Origin of the sequence: Xanthomonas hortorum, from assembly GCF_024339125.1 — a bacterium.
GTDB classification, from domain to species: Bacteria; Pseudomonadota; Gammaproteobacteria; order Xanthomonadales; family Xanthomonadaceae; genus Xanthomonas; species Xanthomonas hortorum.
Genome location: NZ_CP101417.1, coordinates 1,844,202 through 1,864,801, shown reverse-complemented (window position 1 = coordinate 1,864,801; position 20,600 = coordinate 1,844,202). Strand labels below are relative to the sequence as shown.

Here is a 20,600-nt window from a genome sequence, read left to right as displayed (position 1 = left end):
CGGTTGATGCGCGTGTACTGTTGCGCAACCGCTCCTACGACGTTGCTTCAGCGCTTGCCGAACAGGTGCTTGCGCTCTTCCTCGCCCAGCGGCTTGCCGGCGTTTGGGTTGACCTGGTCCTTGAGCGCATAGGCGCGCTGCGTGGCCGGACGCGCGGCGATGGCGTCGTGCCAGCGCTTGAGATGCGGGAAGGCGGCGTAGTCCGGCTTGAGGTCGCCATAGACCTCGATCCAGGGGTAGCTGGCCATGTCGGCGATACCGTACTCGGGGCCGGCCAGGAACGCGTACTCGGCCAGGCGCTTGTCGAGCACGCCGTGCAATCTGCGCACTTCGGCGTTGTAGCGCTCGATCGCGTAGGGAATCTTTTCCGGCGCATAGACGTTGAAGTGGCCCATCTGGCCGCTCATCGGCCCCAGCCCGCCCATCTGCCAGAACAGCCATTCCAGTGCGGCGATGCGGCCGCGGGCATCGCGCGGCAGGAAGCGGCTGGTTTTTTCGGCCAGGTACAACAGGATCGCGCCGGATTCGAACACGCTTTGCGCGGGGCCGCCATCGGCCGGTGCGTGGTCGACGATCGCCGGCATCTTGTTGTTGGGCGAGATCTGCAGGAAGGCCGGTTCGAACTGTTCGCCCTTGCCGATGTTGACCGGCTTGAGCGTGTAGTCCAGCCCGGCTTCTTCCAGGAACAAGGTGACCTTGTGGCCGTTGGGGGTGGGCCAGTAGTACAGGTCGATCATCGGGTGCTCCAGTTCGGAAGGGGTTTGCACGCAGCGGCGGGCCGTGGCGTTCGATGGTACGACCAAGCCCGCTACCAGCGCGTGCGCTCGCCGTGGCCCCGAGTGGAACGATGTGTGACGCGATTGGGTCGCGACCGATGCTGCAGTGCAAATTGACTTCGTTAAGCCTGCGCTAACAAATGCGTGATCGTTTCATCGACCTTTTGCCAGTCCTGACTTGGGGCCGGCTTTTTTTCGCTTGGGGAAGAAATCATCGTGAGAGAGCTCCGCACCCTGCCGCGCACACGGCGCTTGACGTCTGCCTTGGTGTTCGCATTGTCGACGCCGCTGGCCGCGCAGACCGCGCCGGCGCCGCAGTCGGCCTCGACCGTCCCCGGCTCCAGCCAGGCCGACCCCGCCACGCTTGATACCGTGCAGGTCAGCGGTATTCGCGGCAGCCTCACTTCGTCGATGAACGTCAAGCGCGATGCGCAAGGCATCGTCGACGGCATCGTGGCCGAGGACATCGGCAAGTTCCCCGATACCAACCTGGCCGAGTCGCTGCAGCGCATCAGCGGCGTGTCGATCGACCGCTCGCTGGGCGAAGGTTCGCGCGTGACCGTGCGTGGCGTCGGCCCGGACTTCAACCTGGTGCTGTTGAACGGCCGGCAGATGCCGGGCGCCAGCATCGAAGAATCCAACGCCTCCAACTCGCGCGCGTTCGATTTCGCCAACCTGGCGTCCGAGTCGATCTCCGGCATCGAGGTGTTCAAGACCAGCCGCGCCAGCACGCCCACCGGCGGCATCGGTGCCACCATCAACATCAAGACCGCCCGGCCGCTGGACAACCCGGGCATGCATGCCAACGTGGGTCTGAAGGGCGTGCACGATGCGTCCAACGAGAACCTGCCCGGCCGCCTGTAGGGCGATGCGCTGACGCCGGAAATCTCCGGCATCTTCAGCAACACCTCGGCCGATGGACGCTTTGGCGTGTCGCTGAGCGGTAGCTACCAGGAACGCGACTTCGGCTACAGCCAGGTCGGCGTGCCCAACGGCTGGCGTTCGTTCCGCGGCGATTCCACCGCCTACGGCACCATCCCGCAGCCGGGTGCGCCGGGCTCGGAGAACATCGTCAACCGCCCCGGCCCGAACGACATCTACTCGGTGCCGCAGAACCTCAACTACCGCGTGGTCGGGGTTGAGCGCCAGCGCACCAACGGGCAGCTGGTACTGCAGTACAAGCCGCTGGACAACATCACCACCACGCTGGATTACACGTACTCGGAAAACAAGATCCAGCAGCAGCGCAACGAGATGTCGGTGTGGTTCAACTACGGCCCCTCCGCCAGCGCCTGGACCAACGGTCCGGTGGCCGGTCCGATCACCTACTCGGAATTCGTCAACCCGGCCACCAGCGATCTGGCCACCGCCGGCTCCAACGCGGCCACGCGCAACCAGAACAAGTCGCTGGGCTTCAACGTGGATTGGGCGGTGACCGATCAGTTCAAGCTCAACTTCGACATCCACCGCTCCACCGCCGAAGCCGGTGCGGACAGCCCGTACGGCTCGAGCAATTCGCTGGGCGTCTCGGGCTTTTACCGCGGCACCTCGGTGGTGGATTTCAGCAAGGATTTCCCGGTGTTGCAGCAGCAGTTGGGTTTCGGCCTGAACGGGCTGGATCCGTCGCGCACCTTGGTCACCGGCTCGGCGTTCCGCAACAGCTACATGAAGTCGGAGATCGATCAGGCCCAGGTCAACGGCGACTTCACCTTCGAAAATTATTCGCAGTTGAAGTTCGGTATCGGCAGCACCGAGGTCAAGAACCGCTCGGCGTTTTCCAACGTGCAGCGCGATACCTGGGGCGGCAACGGCACCGCGGCCGATTATCCGGACGATCTGTGGATTCCGAGTTCGTTCGCGCAGTATTTCGATGCGATCGATGGCAGCGGCAATCCGGCGCAGTTCAACCAGCTGTTCCTGTTCGACTTCGAGCGCGCCCGTCAGGCCGCCGCGCAAGCGGCGGGCGATGACGCGCTGTACCGCATCTCGCCGGTGTTCACCACCGACCGCCGCGTGACCGAAAAATCCAAGAACGCCTACCTGCAGTGGAACAACAGCTGGGACGATCTGCGCGTGCCGATCAGCCTGGCCGCCGGTGTGCGTTACGAAGAAACCAAGGTGGACGCGCAGGCGCTGGTGCCGGTGGCCGTCGGCATCGACTGGGTCGCCAACAACGAGTTGCCGATCCGCCTGGCCGATTCGGCGTTCGCCAGCGGCAGCGGCAAGTACGAATACTGGCTGCCCAGCCTGGACCTGAGCTTCAAGCTCACCGAGGACCTGGTGCTGCGCGGCAGCTACGGCGAAACCATCGGCCGGCCCGGCTGGGGCGATATCCAGGGCGGGCAGACGCTCAACCAGATCGCGCGCCTGGAAGGCGGCACCGGCCAGGAAGGCAACCCCGGCCTGAAGCCGCTGCTCTCGCACAACATCGATTTCTCGCTGGAGTGGTACTACAGCGATGCCAGCTACGCCTCGGTGGGCTTCTTCCGCAAGAACATCGACAACTACATCGGCGTGACCACGCGCAACGACACCTCGCTGGGGTTGAACACCCCGGTGGGCGGTGCGTACTGGAACGAAGCGCTGGGCAACGGCTGCGCCTCGGCCGACCTGACCTGTATCCGCAACTACATCTTCCGCAACCGCGGCGGCGCGCCCGGCGTGGTGCGCGGAGCCGACGATGCCAACGGCAATGCCACCGGCGTGATCAGCGGGCAGCCCGGCGACCCGGTGGCCAACTTCGCCATCACCGCGCCGGCCAACCAGCGCTCGGCCTCGCTGGATGGCTGGGAGTTCAACCTGCAGCACATGTTCGGCGACAGCGGCTTCGGCGTGTCGGCCAACTACACCATGGTCGACTCCGGGCTGACCTACAACAACGCAGTGATCGGCGAGCAGTTCGCGCTGGAAGGCCTGAGCGATTCGGCCAACGTGGTCGGCTTCTACGACCGCGACAAGTGGCAGGTGCGTGCGGCCTACAACTGGCGCGACGAATTCCTGGCCGCACGTTTCGACGGCAGCGGCCAGCCCAACCCGGTCTATACCGAAGCCTACGGCCAGCTGGATCTGAGCGTCGGGTATCAATGGACCGAGAACCTGTCGTTGAGCCTGGAGGCGATCAACCTCACCGACGAGGTGCAGCGCCAGCATGGCCGTCACCCGAACCAGATCGTCTATGCCACCCAGACCGGACCGCGCTACATGTTGGGCGTGCGCTACAAGTTCTGGTGAGGCCGCGCTTTGCTCATGCAGTGATGCGCTTTTAAGCGCTCCCGGCAGCGAGTCTGCCGGAGCGTCTAGCACGACGCTCTCTTTGCGTTTCCCGGATGTGTTGCATCCGGGACTTGCCACGCCGAAGCAACTGTCCAAGCATGGGCCACGCGCCCCGCGTGATGTGTCACTTTCCCCCATGACCAATGCCGTGTTGTTGAACAATCTCGATCACCGCGATCTGCGCGTGATCACCACGCACGGCGCCGCCTTCGGCGATGACGTGATGTCGGCTGCGACGTTTCCGCAGGAATTTCGCCAGCTGCAAGCGCAGTACCCGATCGTGTTCCATCGCAATGGCGAGCGCAGTTTTCAGCCGCTGGCGTTGCTGGGCCTGCGCCTGGGCGAAAACCTGTTTCTGGACGGTGCACGCTGGGATGCGCCGTACGTGCCGCTGGCGATTCAGCGCCAACCATTCCTGATCGGCGAGCAAGCGGACGGACCGATGGTGCACGTGGATCTGGACAGCCCGCGCATCAGCCGCACCGACGGCGAGCTGCTGTTTCGCGAACACGGCGGCACCAGCGAGTTTCTCGACCGCATCAGCCAGGTGTTGCGCACCTTGCATGATGGCCTGGCGGCGAGCGAGGCCTTCGTCGCACGCTTGCTCAGCTACGATCTGCTGGAACCGTTCGTGTTCGAGGCCACGCTGGAAAACGGCCTGGAATGCCGCCTGGCAGGGCTCTACGCCGTGCACGAAGAACGCCTGCGCGCGCTCGACGATGCGGCGTTGCTCGAGTTGCACCGACACGGCGATCTGGAACCGCTGTACATGGCGGTGGCCTCGATCGCGCAGTTCCGCCATCTGCTCGACCGCATGCAGCGCCGCCATGCTGGCTGAGCCGCGCGCCATCGAAGAATTGCACGGACTGGACCCGCAACAGCTGGACCCAGCCGTGCTGCGCTCGACAACGCCGTTGGTATTGCGCGGGCTGGTCCGCGACTGGCCGCTGGCGCAGGCCGGCGCCACCTCTGCGCACGCTGCGGCCGCGTACCTGCGCGGTTTCGATCGCGGCGAGGCGGTGGTGGCGCAGGTCGGTCCGCCGGAAATCGGTGGGCGCTTCTTCTACAACGGGGACATGAGCGGCTTCAACTTCCGCCCCGAGCGCGTGCCGCTAAGTGTGGTGCTGGAGACCTTGCTGCGCGATCTGCATAAGCCGCAGCCACCGGCGATCTACGTCGGCTCCACCACGCTGGACACTTACCTGCCCGGCCTGCGCTCGCACAACCCGATCGCCCTGCCGCAGAGCGAACCACTGGCCAGCATCTGGATCGGCAACCGCACCCGCATTGCCGCCCATCAGGACCTGCCCGACAACCTGGCCTGCGTGGTCGCCGGGCGCCGCCGCTTCACCCTGTTTCCGCCCACGCAACTGGCCAATCTCTACATCGGCCCGCTCGATCTCACCCCGGCCGGGCAGCCGGTCAGCCTGGTGGATATCGCCGCGCCGGATCTGCAGCGTTTTCCACGCTATGCGCAGGCGCTGGAACACGCATTGGTGGCCGAGTTGGGACCGGGCGATGCGTTGTTCATTCCCAGCATGTGGTGGCATCACATCGAAGCGCTGGAGTCCTTCAACGTGCTGGTGAATTTCTGGTGGCGGCAGAGCCCGGCCTATATGGATTCGCCGATGAACGCGCTGATGCTGGCGCTGCTCACCATCCGCGACCTGCCAGCAGAGCAACGCGCGATCTGGCAGGACGTATTCGAGCATTACGTGTTCGATGCCGACACGCGCACCGCTGCGCATGTACCGGAGGCGGCGCGCGGCGTGCTGGCGCCGATGGACGAGACCCGTGCCCGCAGCTTGCGCGCACGCTTGCTGCAACGCCTGAATCGCTGAGGATTTCATCATGTCCGACACCCACGCTTCCGACCCACGACAGCGCCCGGTGCGGCGCGTCGTCATCGCCGGTGGCGGCACTGCCGGCTGGATGGCCGCTGCGGCCTTGTCGAAAGTGCTGGGCAAGCAACTGCAGATCACCGTGGTGGAATCGGACGAGATCGGCACGGTAGGCGTGGGCGAAGCCACCATCCCCAGCCTGGTCACCTTCCACCGCCTGCTGGAGATCGACGAGGCCGCGTTCATGGCCGCCACGCAGGCCACCATCAAGCTCGGCATCGGCTTCGAGCATTGGCGCGATGTCGACCGGCACTACATCCACTCGTTCGGCCATACCGGCACCGATCACTGGAGCGCGGGCTTCCAGCATTTCTGGCTGAAAGGCCGGCAGCGCGGCGTGGCGCGCGACTTCGGCGACTACTGTCTTGAGCTGCGCGCCGCGCAGGAAGGCCGCTTTGCGCACCTGCCCAACGGCGGCATGAATTACGCCTATCACCTGGATGCCGGTCTGTACGCGCGATTCCTGCGCCGCTTCAGCGAAGGCTTCGGCGTACAACGTATCGAAGGGCGCATCGGTCACGTGGAGACCGACGCCCATAGCGGCTATCTCACTGCGCTGACGCTGAAAAACGGCACGCGGGTGGAAGGCGATCTGTTTCTGGATTGCACCGGCTTTGCCGGCCTGTTGATCGGCAAGACGCTGGGCGTGGGCGCGGACGATTGGTCGCACTGGTTATTTGCCGACAGCGCGCTGGCAGTGCAGACAGAATCGGTTGGTGCTCCGGTGCCCTACACCCGCTCGCGCGCCGATCTGGCCGGCTGGATGTGGCGCATTCCGCTGCAGCACCGGGTGGGCAACGGCATCGTGTATTCCAGCCGCTACATGGACCAGGACAGCGCTGCGCAGGTCTTGCAGCGCAATCTCACTGGCCGCGCGCTCACCGAGCCGCGCGCACTGCGTTTCACCCCGAACCAGCGGCATCGGGTGTGGGAAAAGAACTGCGTGGCGCTGGGCCTGGCCAGCGGGTTTCTGGAGCCGTTGGAATCGACCAACATCCATCTGATCCAGCGCGGCATCATCCGTTTGATGCAGACCTTTCCGCAGGTCATCAACGATAGCGATATCGCCGAATACAACCGCCAGGCGGCCGAAGAAATCACCCATATCCGCGATTTCGTGATCCTGCACTACCACGTCACCGACCGTCGCGACACGCCGTTCTGGCGCGATTGCGCGGCGATGGAGATCCCCGACACGCTGCGGCATCGGGTGGAGCTGTTCCGCCAGAGCGGGCGGGTGTTCCATCAGGCCAACGAACTGTTTGCCGAGAACTCGTGGGTGCAGGTGATGCTGGGCCAGGGCATTACGCCGAAGCAGCACCACCCGGTGGCCGACCTGATGGGCGATGCCGAACTCAATCATTTTCTCGAGAACATCCGCACGCGGGTCGATGCGGCATTGGTACGGCTGCCCGCGCATGCGGACTTTCTGCGGCGCTACTGCCCCGCTCCGCCATTGCCCGAGCCGGCTACGCGGCTGCCTGCCACTCCGGTGCTCGCCACCCCGGCGGCATGACATTGCGCCCGACCTCGGCGCACCCCTTGGCTTAGACCGCCCCAGCAATGCTAGATTGCCGCTTTGCCGTCCATTGCGGGAACAGTGGCCGGCGCTCGCCGCAGCAACGTTATCTATCTCACTCGGGGTAAGGGGGACGCATGTTGGATCTGACACAGGGCCGTATGGCACGCCGGATCGCGCCAGTCATTTTGCTGGTTGGCCTGGCCGCTTGCTCCAAGCAGGAAGACAAGGCCGCCACCACCGCGCCGGCCACCGGCGCCACGCCTGCGGCACCGGCCGCCGCGCCCACGCCAGCCACTGCGGTATCGCCGCAGGTGCAGTCGATGGCCGCCGACCAGCTGCGCGCATCGGCCACCAAGGCGCTGCAGGACAACCGCATGTACGCCCCGGCCGGCGACAACGCGGTGGAGTACTACCTGGCACTGCGCGAGAAGCAGCCGCAGGACGCCACCGTCAACAGCGCGCTGACCGATCTGATGCCGTACACGCTGATCGCCGCCGAACAGGGCATCAGCCGCGAAGAATTCCCCGAAGCGCAGCGCCTGATCGCGCTGATCGAAAAGGTCGACCCCAAGGCACCGGCACTGCCGCGCCTGAAGACCGGCCTGGAAGCGGGCATGAAGACCGCCGCCAACCGCTCCGAGCAGGATGCAGAACAGGCCAAGAAGCTGGTCGAAGACAAGGCCAAGCAAGCGGCCGAGCAGAAGCGCCTGGCCGAGCAGCAGACCCGCGAGGCGGCCGCTGCGCAGCAGATCGCCGCGCAACAGGAAGCTGCGCGTCAGCAGACCGCCGAAGCAGAGCGCCAGGCCGCGGCGCGCCGTCAGGCCGAGACGCCGGCACCGACCCCGGCCGCCACGCGCCCGGCACCGGCTGCTGCGCCCGCCGCCGCTGCACCGAGCGCGCAGTCGCTGCGCCCGATCAGCACCCCGGCACCGCGCTATCCACCTGAAGCGCTGCGCGCCGGCACCTCCGGCGAAGTGCTGGTGGAACTGACCGTCGGCACCGACGGCTCGATCACCGCCTCGCGCGTGCTGCGCGCCAATCCGCCGCGCGTGTTCGACCGCGAAGCCCTCAACGCGGTCAAGCGCTGGCGCTTCGAACCGGTGGCCGCACCGGTGACGACGCGGCGCACGCTGTCGTTTAACCCGGGTGGTTGAGTGGGGCGTTGGGCGATCGAGTAGTTCTGCATGCGGCTGAGTGAGTCCGTTGGTTGCTTGATTGCTTGGTCGTTGATTGGTTGATTGGTTGGTTGTTGGCTCATGGCCCATGGCCCATGGCCCATGGCCCATGGCTGCCGATGATCGATGCACTGCACTCCCGGCGAATGTCGGGCACCAAACAAAAAGCCCGCAGCGATGCGGGCTTTTTGTTTACTGGTCATCCGTACCCTCATCCGCCCTTCGGGCACCTTCTCCCGATGGGAGAAGGGATTGCGAGCCCCTCTCCTGCGGGAGAGGGGTTGGGGTGAGGGTACGGCGGCGAAGTGAACATCACGAACTTGATAGACAACAGCCACATTGCACACAAATATCAACAATCGTAGCTGCGCATTCGCACCAGCAACCCGTACCCTCATCCGGCGCTGCGCGCCACCTTCTCCCGGTGGGAGAAGGAACATCACCCGGAAATCGCCAACCGCTCCTGGTGATACCGCCGCACCGCCGCGTACCACAACACCGCCGCTACACCGAAGCCAGCCAGCAGATACACCGCCCAGGTCTGCGCATTGATCTGCTCATGGCGTATCACTTTCAACAGCATCTGGTTCTGCGCCAGAAACGGCACCGCGAAGTGCCATAACTGCGTCTTCAGCGGATACGCCATCAACGCATAGCCCGGCAACATCGGCAGCAGCAGTAGCCAGGTCATGTGCGCCTGCGCTTCCTTCATGCTCTTGGCGGCAGCGGCTAGATAGGTCAGCAGCGAGGTACCGACGAACAACATCGGGACCAGGATGAAGAGCATCTGCAACATAGGCACGAACCCGACATTGAGCTGGCGCCCCAGGTTCGAGGTGGACAACTGCGCACTCAGCTTGAACGCCAGCAGCGTGAGCAACAACGACACCATGCCGATCACGCAGGCGGCGGCGATCTTGCCGCTGACAATCGCGCTACGTGGCGCCGGTGTGGCCAGCAACGGCTCCAGCGACTGGCGTTCGCGCTCGCCGGCGGTGGCATCCAGAATCAGCGAGGCGCCGCCCAGAAACGAGGTGATCACCAGCAGCACCGGCAGCAGCATCGCCATCATTTGCCCGCGCTTGGCGTCGGCGGTGGCCAGGTCCTGGGCTGCGATTTCCAGCGGCCTGCCCACCTGCGCATCGATGCCGCGCGCCAGCAAGCGCAGTGCACCAACCTGTTGACTGTAGGCGCTGAGCGCGGCCTGCAGCCGCATGGCCGGCACGTCGGCCTCGCGCCGCGTGCTGTCCTTGATGACCTCCACCAAGGCCGGGCGGCCGGCACGCCAGTCCTCGGCGTAGCTGTCACTGATGCGCAGCGCCACATCCACCTCCTGGGTGCGGATCGCAGCAGTCAGATCGGCCGGCGCGGCGACCGCGTTGAGTCCTTGCGCGGCCAGAAAACGCACCAGATTGGGCGCGTTCTCGCGACCGAGCGTGGGGATCTCCAGCGGCTTGTCGATCTGCGTGCGCACACGGCTTTCGCTCAGTGCGCCCATGCCCAGGATCAGGATCGGGTACAGCAATGGCGACAGCAGCAAGGCCAATGCCAGCGTGCGGCGATCGCGGCCGATATCGCGCAATTCCTTGCGCAGTACCGTCCACAGGGTGGACAACAACGATGTGGTGCTCATGCGTGCAGTCCCTCGTCCGAGCCGATCGCCTTGACGAAGGCGTCTTCCAGATTGTCTTCACCGGTGCTGGCGCGCAGTTCGTCGGCGCTGCCGCAGGCCACCACCGTGCCCTTGGCGACGATGACGATGCGATCGCACAGCGCCGCCACCTCCTGCATGATGTGGCTGGAAAAAATCACGCAGCGCCCCTCTGCACGCAACTGCTGCAGAAAGCCGCGCATCGCGCGCGTGGTCATCACGTCCAGGCCGTTGGTGGGCTCGTCGAGAATCACGTTGCGCGGGTCGTGCACCAGCGCGCGCGCAATCGCGGTCTTGGTGCGCTGGCCCTGGCTGAAGCCTTCGGTCTGACGATCGAGAATGTCGTCCATGTCCAACGCGGCCGACAGCAGGCGCGTGCGCTCGGCAATCAGCGTGCGCGACATGCCGTGCAACTCACCGAAGTAAGCGATGTTTTCGCGCGCGGTCAGCCGCTTGTAGACGCCACGCGCATCCGGCAACACGCCAAGTGCGCGGCGCACCGTGACCGGATCGCGGGCGGCGTCCACGCCATCCACGGTCACGCTGCCCTGATCGGGCGACATCAGCGTGTAGAGCATGCGCAAGGTGGTGGTCTTTCCGGCGCCGTTGGGCCCGAGCAGGCCGGTGATCTGGCCATCGGCGGCGCTGAAACTCACCCCATCGACGGCTTTCACCAGCCCGGTCTTGGTCTTGAACGATTTGTGCAGGTTGTCGACGACGATCATGCGAGCGCCTCCGTGGCGTGGTCGGTGCGGCTCATGGTTCCCATCCGTTGAACGAGGTAAACGCGGGCACGTTGTTGAGATCGGCAACGCAGCGCGCATCCAGCGCACCGGCATTGGCGGTTTCGATGAACTGCGCCATCAGCTTGGGGATGCACCCCAGTGCCATGACGCTGTGTCCCTGCCCGGGCGCAACCAGATGCCGCCCATTGGGCAGTCCCTTGAGCACGGTGTCGGCGTAGCGTGGCGGCGTGACCGGATCCAGCTGACCGGACAACAACAAGGCCGGCACCTGCGAACGCAGCGGCGCGGTGAAATCGGCGGCACGCTTGCCGCTGGGCCACACCGGGCATGCGGCAAAGACGCTGCGCGGGACATCCTCGCCCAGCAGCAATGCCTGGTGCGCGGGCGCCGGACGATAACGGTCGGCATCTTCGGCGCACACCACCGACCATTGCATGGGCTGGTTGATCTGCATGTCCATGTGCGACAACGCCATCAACGGCGCGTAGCGACCTGCAGCGGCTTCATCCAGCACCAGCGGCAGCAGGGCAGCGCTTTGCGGTGCATAGGAGAAGGTAAAGGCCAGACCGATCACCGCGTCAGCGGTCACCCGATCGCGCTTGATGACGTTGGTGCGCAGATCGCGGTACTCCACTTCCGGCGATTCGGTCTTCAAGCGGTCCATGACGGTACGCAGTTGCGTGCGCACATCGGTGGGAAAGCGCGCGCGACAGGCCGCGATGGCACGGCATTGCTCGGACTGCAGGATCAAAGCGTCTTCAAACGTGCGTGCGAACTCACCGCTGATCACCAGATCGCTGGGCGCAACGCCATCGAGCACGATGGCGCGCGTTTGTGCGGGATAGCGTTTGGCATAGTGCTGCGCCACGCGCGTTCCATAAGACACACCGATCAGGTCGATGCGTGACGCACCCAGGGCGGCTCTGACGGCATCCAGATCGCCGATGGCTTCGGCGGTGGTGTAGTAACGCGGGTCGGTATGGCGTTGCAAGCCTTCGGCACATTGCTGCGCATAGGCCTTCAATTCTTCCGGACTGGACGCCATGCCGGCCTGCAACGGCTTGCCATCGGCTGTCTCGCACCGCATGGGGTGAGATCCCCCGGTGCCGCGTTGATCGACCAGAAAAATGTCGCGATTTTTGCGTACCTCGCGTAACGCAGCCGCTGCGATGGCGGCAGCCTCGGTCGCCGATTGCCCCGGCCCACCGGCGATGAAGAACACCGGATCGGGCTTGTTGCCTGCGCCGGCATCGCTTTCCAGCCAGGCGATCTTCAAGTCGATCCTGCGCCCTGTCGGTGCGGCCGGATTCTCCGGCACGCGCAGGCTTGCGCACTGCGCTTCGATATTGCCTGCCGCGCTGCCGGAACTCAGCGTGCACGGGACGAATTGCAGCGTGCCGTAGCGATTGGCTGCGGCCGTGCCGGTCTGCGTGGTTGCTGCACGTGGCTGCGCGCCGCCGGGTGCAGTTGCGCCAGCCTTGGTTGCAGCAGGCGCATCTTTCGCAGGTGTGTTTTCAGCAGGTTTATTTGCAGGCTGACATCCGGCAGCCAGCATCGCAATCAGCAATGCCGCTGCCACTGTGGGTTGTTTCACCATGTTCACCATCTCTCCTGGTATCCCCTATTCCCTGACGCCGCAGCCGGTCGGGTGTGACCGCTGCGACTACTGCCCGTCTTCAAACAGAAACACGTGCTCGATCGATTCCCCGAACAAACGCGCGATGCGAAACGCCAACGGCAAACTGGGATCGTACTTACCGGTCTCCAGCGCATTGATGGTCTGCCGCGATACGCCCAGCCGCTCGCCCAGCTCGCCTTGCGACCAACCGCTGGCCTCGCGCAGTTCGCGTACGCGGCTGTTCATTGAAAGCGACGTGCGTTGATGCTTTTGGTGATGCCGTAAATTCCGCACAACAGCGGAAACACCCACAGCATCGCCACCGTTGCGGGGATGTCGATCAGCTCGGCGGCCTGCAGAAACCCACCGGTCATGTACGCGCCGCTGACCAGGCCGGCGGCAATGGCGATCGACTCCAGTTCGATCCGTCGCTGCATCTCGTCCGAGTCGCGCACGTAGCGCGCCACCGCGCGGATCACCAACGCCACCAACACTGCGGGCAACAACGCGATCAGCACGCGCGCCCAGTTCGGGTCCACGTGGGCCAGCAGGTATTTCCAGACCAGCATCACCACCACGTACAACATCATCGGCACGCCGAATTCGCGCTGATAACGCCGCGCCAATGCGGGGCGCGTGCTGTCGCGCATGCTGCCGCGCGACAGCCAAAACAGCAGCGCCAGCAACAGGCACGACACGCCCGCACCTGCACACAACCCGGAAAGGTAAGCGCTCAGTGGCAGCAGCCGCCAATGACCAAGCGCACCCACTGCGAGCAAGCCCAACCCCAGGCAGAGCGCGACCAGCGCGTTGCGGTTGTAGCTGGTCATGAGCTGCGCCTCTTCTGCACTGTTGCGCTCGATAACGGGCCAACGCTCTCCATCTCGGCACTGCCGCGCATCAACCGCTGCGCCGGCCAGCCCTGTGTGCAGTCCGATTGCCTATGCTGCTGATGCATCCCTTTCGCCTGTCAAGTGAACTTGACAGGCACGATGCGCTTGACGCGGCTAGCTGTCAAGCACCCTTTACACATCCGGTGACGCGCGGGCTACCGTGATCGCCGACTCGACGATGGCGAGAAGAGATGCATCCACATCCCGTCCGTAGCGCTGCACCGGAGCTGGGTTACGCTCCCTGATCGAATACTGGTGGGAGCGATGATGCGTCTGAAGATCTTGTTGGCAATCGCATTGAGTGGCTGCATGGCGACCTCGGCAGTGGCGCAGGAGATCGCACCTGCGCCGCGCACGATCCAGGTGGATCTGGCCACCGCCAGCGGGCCGGTCGACCGTTTCTACGCTCTGTCGATTGGCTCGGACTTTCCCGGCACCTTGATCCGCAGCGACACCCAGGCACACCTGGTTCCGGCTGTGCAGGAGTTGGGGTTTCGCTACATCCGCTTCCACGATGTCTTCCATGACGTGCTCGGCACGGTGAAAGACGTCGACGGAAAACTCGTCTACGACTGGACCAAGCTGGATCAGCTTTACGACGCGCTGCTGGCCAAGCGCATTCGTCCGTTCGTGGAATTGGGCTTTACCCCGAGCGCGATGAAAACCTCCGAGCAGACGCTCTTCTACTGGAAGGGCAACACCTCGCATCCGGATCCGGCCAAGTGGACGCAGCTGATCGATGCCTACGTGCGCCACATCCGCGCGCGCTATGGCGCCGACGAAGTGCGGCAGTGGTATTTCGAGGTGTGGAACGAGCCCAACCTCAAGGATTTCTGGGAAAACGCCGACCAGCAGGCCTACTTCGCTCTGTACGCGAACACCGCACGCACGATCAAGGCGATCGACCCGCAATTGCGGGTCGGTGGTCCGTCCACGGCCGGTGCGGCATGGGTGCCGGAACTGTTGGCCTATGTGGCACAAAACAAACTGCCGATCGATTTCGTCAGCACGCACACCTACGGCGTGGATGGCGGATTTCTCGATGAAGACGGCAAGCAGGACACCAAGCTGTCTGCATCGCCGGATGCCATTGTTGGCGATGTGCGAAGGGTGCGCGCGCAGATCCAGGCCTCGCCGTTCCCGGATCTGCCGCTGTATTTCACCGAGTGGAGCAGCAGCTACACGCCGCGCGATTTCGTCCACGACAGTTACATCAGCGCGCCCTACATCCTGACCAAGCTTAAACAGGTGCAAGGCCTGGTGCAGGGCATGAGCTACTGGACCTATACCGATCTGTTCGAAGAACCCGGCCCGCCGCCCACGCCCTTCCACGGTGGCTTCGGGCTGATGAATCGCGAGGGCATCCGCAAGCCGGCCTGGTTTGCCTACAAGTACTTGAACGCACTCAAGGGCCGCGACATTCCGCTGCGCGATGCGCACGCGTTTGCGGCGGTGGATGGCAAACGCATCGCGGCGTTGGCCTGGGATTGGCAGCAGCCGGTGCAGGCGGTGAGCAATACCCCGTTCTATACCAGGCAGGTGCCCAGCACCGACAGCGCGCCACTAGTATTCCGGCTGACGCAGGTGCCGGCCGGCACGTATCAGCTGCAGGTGCGCAAGACCGGCTACCGGCGCAACGACCCGCTGTCGCTGTACATCGACATGGGCATGCCCAAGGACCTGGCGCCGCGTCAGCTGGCGCAGTTGCAGCAGGCCACGCGCGATACGCCCGAACAGGACCGCCGCGTGCGCGTCGGCGCCGATGGCGTGGTGGAGATCCGCGTCCCGATGCGCAGCAACGATGTGGTGCTGATGACGTTGGAACCGTCTCCGCGCTGAGGACCGGCAACCACTGCTGCGCTCACCGCCTGGCGATGAGCGCAGCAGTGTTGGTGAGCGTTCTTACTTCAGATAGGTTTTGAGAATGGCGGTGATGTCTTCTACCGCCAGCTCGCGGTCGCCCAGTGCATCCGGTGCCGCCACATGATGCTTGAGGTGTTCGCTGAGCAACTCGACCATCAACCCCTGCGCCGCGCCGCGGAACGCCGCCACCTGCGTCAACAACGCAGTGCAGTCCACGTCCTGCGCCAGGGCTTTTTCCAGCCCCTCCACTTGTCCACGGATCCTGCGCACGCGAGCGAGCAGTTTGGACTTGTCCTGATTCAGATGTGCCATTGCCATATACCCCCTGGGGGTATCTGAGATACCATAGGGGGGGTATCGTAGCCAGAGCATCTTCCGATGTCGATCACGCACGCCGCGCCGCACTGCGCGCAGTCGCACACCTTTGCCAGCACCAACCCGCTGGCCGAACACAGCACCCGCAAGGCCGTCATCCTGACCGTGGTCATGATGGTGGTGGAAATCGTCGGCGGCTGGACGCTCAACTCCATGGCCTTGCTCGCCGATGGCTGGCATATGAGCTCGCACGCGCTCGCCCTGGGTCTGGCGCTGTTCGCCTACCGCTTCGCGCGGCGCAACGCCAACGATGTGCGTTTCACCTTCGGCACCTGGAAGGTCGAAGTGCTGGGTGGCTACACCAGTGCGATTCTGCTATTGGGCGTTGCCGGCCTGATGGCGTTCCAATCGGTGGAACGGCTGTTTTCGCCCAAACCCATCCAGTATCAGGAAGCCACGGTCATTGCGGTCATCGGCCTGCTGGTCAACCTGATCTGCGCGTGGTGGTTACGCGATTCGCATAGCCATGCGCATGACCACGGCCATCACCATGGGCATGGGCACGGCCATGAGCACGCGCATGACGGGCATGGGCATGGGCACCACGATGGTCACGCCGATCTCAATCTGAGAGCGGCGTATCTGCACGTGGTCGCCGATGCCGCGACCTCGGTCTTGGCGATTGTCGCGCTGGTCGCCGGCATGCATTGGGGCGTGACCTGGATGGACCCGATCATGGGCATCGTCGGCGCGGTGCTGGTCACCGTGTGGGCCTGGGGGCTGCTGCGCAGTACCGGCCGCGTGCTGCTGGATGCGGAGATGGATGCCCCGGTGGTGGAAGAAGTGAAGCAGGTCATCGCCGAGCTGCCGCATGCGATCGACATCGGCGACCTGCATGTCTGGCGCGTCGGCAGTGATCGTTATGCCTGCGTGGTCAGCCTGATCACCGCGGCAGATATCGATGCGAAGCTGGTTCGCGAGGCGCTGCAGATTCACGAAGAACTGGTGCATATCACCGTCGAGTTGCAGCGCCCGCCAGCGACGCTCGCAGCGGCCTAGCGGTCAGCATCGCGCCCCTTCGGCGCGATGCCTGGCATGCGGTTCTTAGCGTGGAAGCCGGTGATGCATCAGGACAGGGCCGTCTGTTTGCTCTTGCGCAGGCTGAGCATCAATCGCCTTGCTCCCAGCACCACCCCGGTCAGCGAGAACGCCAGCCCGAGCAGCAGCGGCCCGAGTTGCACGATGCGCCGGACGACAGGATGCGATTGCAGCCACGGAAAATTGGTCGTATGGATGGCCAGATACACCCACGCATAGGTGCGGCGACTTGCATCCAGCGCCAACAGCGGCACTCCGCTGGCAGGGTCGAAGTACAGCGCGGTGCGCGCGGGCGATGCCACTGTCAGTCGCACCGCATCGGCGGCAATTCCGTCGCCCTGGCGGTACAGCGCCTCGGCACTGTCTGGCGCCGCCGTGCTGTGATCGAGCGTCCAGGCACGCGCTGCCGCATGCCGGATCAATTCAGGCGATAGCCGGGTGCCGGTGATGCGACCGGGCATCCCTTCGCTCACCAAGCTACCGGCAGGGCCGCGTGCCACCGCAACAGGACGGCCGTCGACCGCAGTGAAGTCGATCTGGGTGGCGCCCGATAGACACCGCAGTGCACCTGCATCCACGCCTGCCAGCGCCGCACGTAATGGCGCACCGGAATAGCGCGCGACCTGGCCTGGATCCGGAATGCCTCTGGAAAACAGCCTGCCATGATCCATCGACAGCCAGCCGCTGAAGATCCAGCCCAGCACAAACACCGCGCCGATCAGGCCCAACCCGTGATGCCAGCGAAGCCAGCCGCGAAAACCCGACCACGCCGGCTTGGGGCTGCGCGCGCGTTGCCAGGTGCGATACACGCCCAGCACCGTGCCGGCACTCGCACTGCACAGCGCCGCCAGCGCCAGCCACCACACAGTCTGGTCCCAGACAGCGAAACTGCGCCGCAGCTGAGTGAAATACAGCCAATGCGGAATCGACCCGACCCAGTTCCACGCACGTTCTGTGGAAGACGTGCGCTGCACCACTTCACCGGTCCGCGCCGACACATACAGCACCGTCCCCAGGTCGTCCTGCAGCGCAGCGCGATAAAACGGCCGCCATGGATCGAACTTCTGATGCACGCTCCATTGATCGTATTCCAGCGGGCCATCCAGTCGCTGCACGGTGGCATGACCGAACCCAGCGGCAATCGCGCTGGCCGCCTCTGCACGCAATAACCCACGCGCTTGTCCATCGATGCCATCGACTGCCGTTGTCGCAGTCGCAGTGCTGACGACATAACCGGGACGCCCGCCGATGGACACCAGCCGCAACGCCGTCGCATCGCGCACGCTGCGCAAGGCCTGCGCCGGCGTAACCGTCAGCCTGGACAAGTCGATGCGCTCGGCAGCGCTCCAGCGTTGTTGCGGACTCAACGAGGGAAACGGCACAAAGGCCAGCACCAGACCGCTGGCGAACCACACCGCAAACATCAGGCAGAACGCCACACCGGTCCAGCGATGCAACCAGACGAGCCAGAACATCTTCGGCCGGCGCCGCGCTGGCCGATCAGAAGCGTGCATGCAGGCTCAGCTCCACCGTCCTGGGCAACCCCAGGATGACCTGGCCCGGGTAAAACACATCGGCCCATTGCACGTAATCTTTGTTGAACAGATTATCCGCATGCAATGACAACGAGACCGCAGAATTCAGGTCGTAGGTCGCGTACGCATTGGTCAAGGTGTACGACTCCAGCCGCAGCGTGTTGGCGAGATTTCCATAGCGCGTTCCGACATGCCGCACCGAGACGCCCAACTCCAACGGCAAGCCGGCCACGTTTCTCACGCTGGTCCAGGCATTGAACAGCGACTTGGGCACGTTGGTGGGACGATTGCCGGAGGCATCCAGACCGGTGTTGCTGTCGATGAACTGCGCGTACTCGGCGTCGACGTAGGCGTAATTGGCACTGGCACTCCACTGCGATGCCAGCTGTGCATCGACGCTGAGTTCGAACCCGCGCGAGGTTTGCTGCCCGATATTGCTGAGCGCATCCTGCGCGGTCAGCGCCAGGATGTTGTTGCGCTTGATGTCGTAAACCGCCAGCGTGCCGCTCAGCCGTTGATCGAGCGTGGCGGCCTTGAGGCCCAGCTCCACTTGCCGGGATTTGCTCAACGCAAAATCCTGCCCCGCATTGACGATGAAGATATTGGAGCCGGCCGGGTCGGTCGCCGTGGTGTACGACGCGTACGGCGTAATGCTCGGAGTGAGCGCATAGACCAGACCGATGCGTCCATTGGCGGGGCGATAGGTTCTGGAGAAACTCGACGCCGCCTGAAACTCCCCATCCGGGCCGAAGTTCTTGCGATCCAGATCGAGGTATTCGTAGCGCCCACCGAGCACCAGCTTGGCCTTGTCGGTGACGTCCAATGCGTCTTCGAAAAACAGCGCCGCGTTTGTCCAGGTGGTCGGGCTGCGCCGACGCACGCGCTCACCGAACGTGCCGCTTGGGTCTCGCGTCGCCAACGCGACGCTGTCGCCATCGGGAAAGCCACGGTTTCTGACGAAATCCAGGCGGCTGTAATCGACGCCGACGACAAGGCGATTTTTCAGGCCTGCGATGCTGTGATCGATGGTGGCGCTGGTCTGATTTCCCCATAGCGTTTGATCGTGATACACGAAGAACCGGTCACGATCGATCGCGCCCGTCTGCGCGTTGTAGGTGTAACTTTCCGAGTTCAGCCAGCGACGATCGGCATGAAAGTAATACGCCATGTTCTGCAAGGTGACGGCGTCGGAAAGTTTCCACTTCAAGTAGACCTGCGGCCACACCTGACGGGAGTCGATGCTTGCATCGGCCACGTTGTAGTTGTTGCGGCGGGTGGCGCCATCGACGACATCGCCGTTGGGCGCGCGCAGGATGCCGTTGAGGGGATCGCGCGCAACAGTCGCCGGCACCAGCGGTGTGCCGAAATAGGTCGAAGGCTGGTCCTTTGCATAATCCAGCGAGAACTGCGCACTGATGTCTTCGCGCGGGTGCCACAGCAAAGACACGGTGGCGTTGAGCGCGCTGGAGTCGGCGCCATGCACATAGCCATCGGACGACACCCGGCTGATATCGGCGCGATAGGCCCAGTCGTCGTTGAGCCCTCCCCCGGCGCCGAGACCCCAGACCCGGCCGCCATAGCTCGATGCCCCGGCCAGCAGCTCGTACGTGCCGGCACCGAAGGTGGGCGCCTTATTGGTCACGTTCACTGCACCACCCACCGCGCCCTGGCCGTAAATCACCGAAGCCGGCCCTTTCAGCACTTCGACAGATTGCAGATTGAAGGTGTTCTGCGGCCGGTTAGTCATGTTCGACGGCCCCAGATACAGGCCGTTGTGCAGGATGGTGATCTGGCCGTCGGTGAAGCCGCGCATCGAAAAGGTCGCCGGGTTTCCCGGCGAGCCGCCGGTACTGACGCCCGGCAGGCTCTCGGCGGCCTTCTCCACGCTGCGCAACCCGCGCGCGTCGATCGCGGCGGCGTTGATCGCATCCAGCGTGCCTGGCGTGTCGCGCGCCGACAGATTGAGCCGGCTGCCGGTCGGGGTGAATTGTTCCAGCGAGCGCAGACGCCCACTCACCACCACCTGGTCCAACGTGGTCGCTTCGGTGGCTTGCACCGTCCCGGCCTGCTGCGCGCGTGCGGTTCCCATGCAGCCAAGTGCTGCGGTGATCGACAAGGACAGCAGCGTTGCTGGCATGCACGTCATGTGCGTTCTCCAGGAGGACCGAAGGTGTCGCGCACGGGGGGGATTACTCACCAATCACTCTCCAGAGGTGTATGAGCCAGGCAACGGC

The 20,600-nt window shown here is 64.4% G+C and carries 15 protein-coding genes and 1 pseudogene; 7 read left to right on the top strand and 9 right to left on the bottom strand.

Going from position 1 to position 20,600, the window contains the following annotated elements:
* Positions 1 to 47 precede the first annotated feature (47 nt).
* Complete coding sequence (locus tag NMB96_RS07750) at positions 48 to 737, bottom strand: glutathione binding-like protein (RefSeq protein WP_023905577.1); 690 nt, start codon at positions 735 to 737, stop codon at positions 48 to 50.
* Positions 738 to 992: 255 nt separating this feature from the next.
* On the opposite strand from NMB96_RS07750, the pseudogene NMB96_RS07745 reads away from it, so the two are divergent.
* The 5 genes and pseudogenes from NMB96_RS07745 (at position 993) to NMB96_RS07725 (ending at position 8,626) form a co-directional block, all read left to right on the top strand.
* A pseudogene (locus NMB96_RS07745) lies at positions 993 to 4,007 on the top strand (TonB-dependent receptor).
* A gap of 178 nt (positions 4,008 to 4,185) precedes the next feature.
* On the top strand, positions 4,186 to 4,887 hold the full coding sequence (locus tag NMB96_RS07740; protein ID WP_043889534.1) for a SapC family protein: 702 nt from the start codon (positions 4,186 to 4,188) through the stop codon (positions 4,885 to 4,887).
* Positions 4,877 to 5,890, top strand: coding sequence for a cupin-like domain-containing protein (locus tag NMB96_RS07735; protein ID WP_023905582.1), 1,014 nt, complete (start codon positions 4,877 to 4,879; stop codon positions 5,888 to 5,890). Before NMB96_RS07740 ends, NMB96_RS07735 begins: the two co-directional genes overlap by 11 nt.
* Before the next feature lie 10 nt (positions 5,891 to 5,900).
* Positions 5,901 to 7,466, top strand: coding sequence for a tryptophan halogenase family protein (locus tag NMB96_RS07730; protein WP_023905583.1), 1,566 nt, complete (start codon positions 5,901 to 5,903; stop codon positions 7,464 to 7,466).
* Between the two features lie 140 nt (positions 7,467 to 7,606).
* A complete protein-coding gene (locus NMB96_RS07725) occupies positions 7,607 to 8,626 on the top strand; it encodes an energy transducer TonB (RefSeq protein ID WP_023905584.1) in 1,020 nt (339 codons plus the stop codon).
* A 460-nt stretch (positions 8,627 to 9,086) separates the two neighbouring features.
* Here the strand turns inward: NMB96_RS07725 and NMB96_RS07720 are convergent, their stop codons facing one another.
* Genes NMB96_RS07720 through NMB96_RS07700 form a run of 5 tightly spaced genes read right to left on the bottom strand, consistent with a single transcriptional unit; the run spans position 9,087 to position 13,492 of the window.
* Positions 9,087 to 10,280, bottom strand: coding sequence for an ABC transporter permease (locus NMB96_RS07720; RefSeq protein WP_115039339.1), 1,194 nt, complete (start codon positions 10,278 to 10,280; stop codon positions 9,087 to 9,089).
* On the bottom strand, positions 10,277 to 11,023 hold the full coding sequence (locus NMB96_RS07715; protein ID WP_043889536.1) for an ABC transporter ATP-binding protein: 747 nt from the start codon (positions 11,021 to 11,023) through the stop codon (positions 10,277 to 10,279). The genes NMB96_RS07720 and NMB96_RS07715 overlap by 4 nt, the downstream gene beginning before the upstream one ends.
* 31 nt (positions 11,024 to 11,054) lie before the next feature.
* Positions 11,055 to 12,647 carry an alpha/beta hydrolase gene (locus NMB96_RS07710; protein ID WP_043889918.1) on the bottom strand — a complete coding sequence of 531 codons (1,593 nt, stop codon included), beginning with the start codon at positions 12,645 to 12,647 and terminating at the stop codon, positions 11,055 to 11,057.
* A 60-nt stretch (positions 12,648 to 12,707) separates the two neighbouring features.
* On the bottom strand, positions 12,708 to 12,908 hold the full coding sequence (locus tag NMB96_RS07705; protein WP_006449488.1) for a helix-turn-helix transcriptional regulator: 201 nt from the start codon (positions 12,906 to 12,908) through the stop codon (positions 12,708 to 12,710).
* Complete coding sequence (locus tag NMB96_RS07700; RefSeq protein WP_023905588.1) at positions 12,905 to 13,492, bottom strand: hypothetical protein; 588 nt, start codon at positions 13,490 to 13,492, stop codon at positions 12,905 to 12,907. Before NMB96_RS07700 ends, NMB96_RS07705 begins: the two co-directional genes overlap by 4 nt.
* A 330-nt stretch (positions 13,493 to 13,822) precedes the next feature.
* Between NMB96_RS07700 and NMB96_RS07695 the strand changes: the two genes are divergently transcribed.
* On the top strand, positions 13,823 to 15,394 hold the full coding sequence (locus NMB96_RS07695) for a GH39 family glycosyl hydrolase (RefSeq protein ID WP_023905589.1): 1,572 nt from the start codon (positions 13,823 to 13,825) through the stop codon (positions 15,392 to 15,394).
* A gap of 63 nt (positions 15,395 to 15,457) precedes the next feature.
* On the opposite strand, the gene NMB96_RS07690 is transcribed toward NMB96_RS07695, so the two are convergent.
* A complete protein-coding gene (locus tag NMB96_RS07690; RefSeq protein WP_104551897.1) occupies positions 15,458 to 15,730 on the bottom strand; it encodes a metal/formaldehyde-sensitive transcriptional repressor in 273 nt (90 codons plus the stop codon).
* Positions 15,731 to 15,796: 66 nt separating this feature from the next.
* On the opposite strand from NMB96_RS07690, the gene dmeF reads away from it, so the two are divergent.
* Positions 15,797 to 16,792 carry a CDF family Co(II)/Ni(II) efflux transporter DmeF gene (dmeF, locus tag NMB96_RS07685; protein WP_023905590.1) on the top strand — a complete coding sequence of 332 codons (996 nt, stop codon included), beginning with the start codon at positions 15,797 to 15,799 and terminating at the stop codon, positions 16,790 to 16,792.
* 68 nt (positions 16,793 to 16,860) lie between these two features.
* Here dmeF and NMB96_RS07680 read toward each other — a convergent pair whose 3' ends face one another.
* Positions 16,861 to 18,345, bottom strand: a complete 1,485-nt coding sequence (locus NMB96_RS07680; RefSeq protein ID WP_255086613.1) for a PepSY domain-containing protein — start codon at positions 18,343 to 18,345, stop codon at positions 16,861 to 16,863.
* Positions 18,332 to 20,512, bottom strand: coding sequence for a TonB-dependent receptor (locus tag NMB96_RS07675; protein WP_255086612.1), 2,181 nt, complete (start codon positions 20,510 to 20,512; stop codon positions 18,332 to 18,334). The genes NMB96_RS07680 and NMB96_RS07675 overlap by 14 nt, the downstream gene beginning before the upstream one ends.
* Between the last annotated feature and the right edge of the window lie 88 nt (positions 20,513 to 20,600).

Excerpts from the sequence above, each read along its gene's own strand:
- NMB96_RS07695 (WP_023905589.1), top strand. The coding sequence starts at position 13,823 with ATGCGTCTGAAGATCTTGTTGGCAATCGCATTGAGTGGCTGCATGGCG.
- NMB96_RS07675 (WP_255086612.1), bottom strand. The coding sequence starts at position 20,512 with ATGACGTGCATGCCAGCAACGCTGCTGTCCTTGTCGATCACCGCAGCA.
- NMB96_RS07750 (WP_023905577.1), bottom strand. The coding sequence starts at position 737 with ATGATCGACCTGTACTACTGGCCCACCCCCAACGGCCACAAGGTCACC.
- NMB96_RS07705 (WP_006449488.1), bottom strand. The coding sequence starts at position 12,908 with ATGAACAGCCGCGTACGCGAACTGCGCGAGGCCAGCGGTTGGTCGCAA.
- NMB96_RS07690 (WP_104551897.1), bottom strand. The coding sequence starts at position 15,730 with ATGGCACATCTGAATCAGGACAAGTCCAAACTGCTCGCTCGCGTGCGC.
- NMB96_RS07715 (WP_043889536.1), bottom strand. The coding sequence starts at position 11,023 with ATGATCGTCGTCGACAACCTGCACAAATCGTTCAAGACCAAGACCGGG.
- NMB96_RS07730 (WP_023905583.1), top strand. The coding sequence starts at position 5,901 with ATGTCCGACACCCACGCTTCCGACCCACGACAGCGCCCGGTGCGGCGC.
- NMB96_RS07720 (WP_115039339.1), bottom strand. The coding sequence starts at position 10,280 with ATGAGCACCACATCGTTGTTGTCCACCCTGTGGACGGTACTGCGCAAG.
- NMB96_RS07700 (WP_023905588.1), bottom strand. The coding sequence starts at position 13,492 with ATGACCAGCTACAACCGCAACGCGCTGGTCGCGCTCTGCCTGGGGTTG.
- NMB96_RS07725 (WP_023905584.1), top strand. The coding sequence starts at position 7,607 with ATGTTGGATCTGACACAGGGCCGTATGGCACGCCGGATCGCGCCAGTC.
- NMB96_RS07680 (WP_255086613.1), bottom strand. The coding sequence starts at position 18,345 with ATGCACGCTTCTGATCGGCCAGCGCGGCGCCGGCCGAAGATGTTCTGG.
- NMB96_RS07740 (WP_043889534.1), top strand. The coding sequence starts at position 4,186 with ATGACCAATGCCGTGTTGTTGAACAATCTCGATCACCGCGATCTGCGC.
- dmeF (WP_023905590.1), top strand. The coding sequence starts at position 15,797 with ATGTCGATCACGCACGCCGCGCCGCACTGCGCGCAGTCGCACACCTTT.
- NMB96_RS07735 (WP_023905582.1), top strand. The coding sequence starts at position 4,877 with ATGCTGGCTGAGCCGCGCGCCATCGAAGAATTGCACGGACTGGACCCG.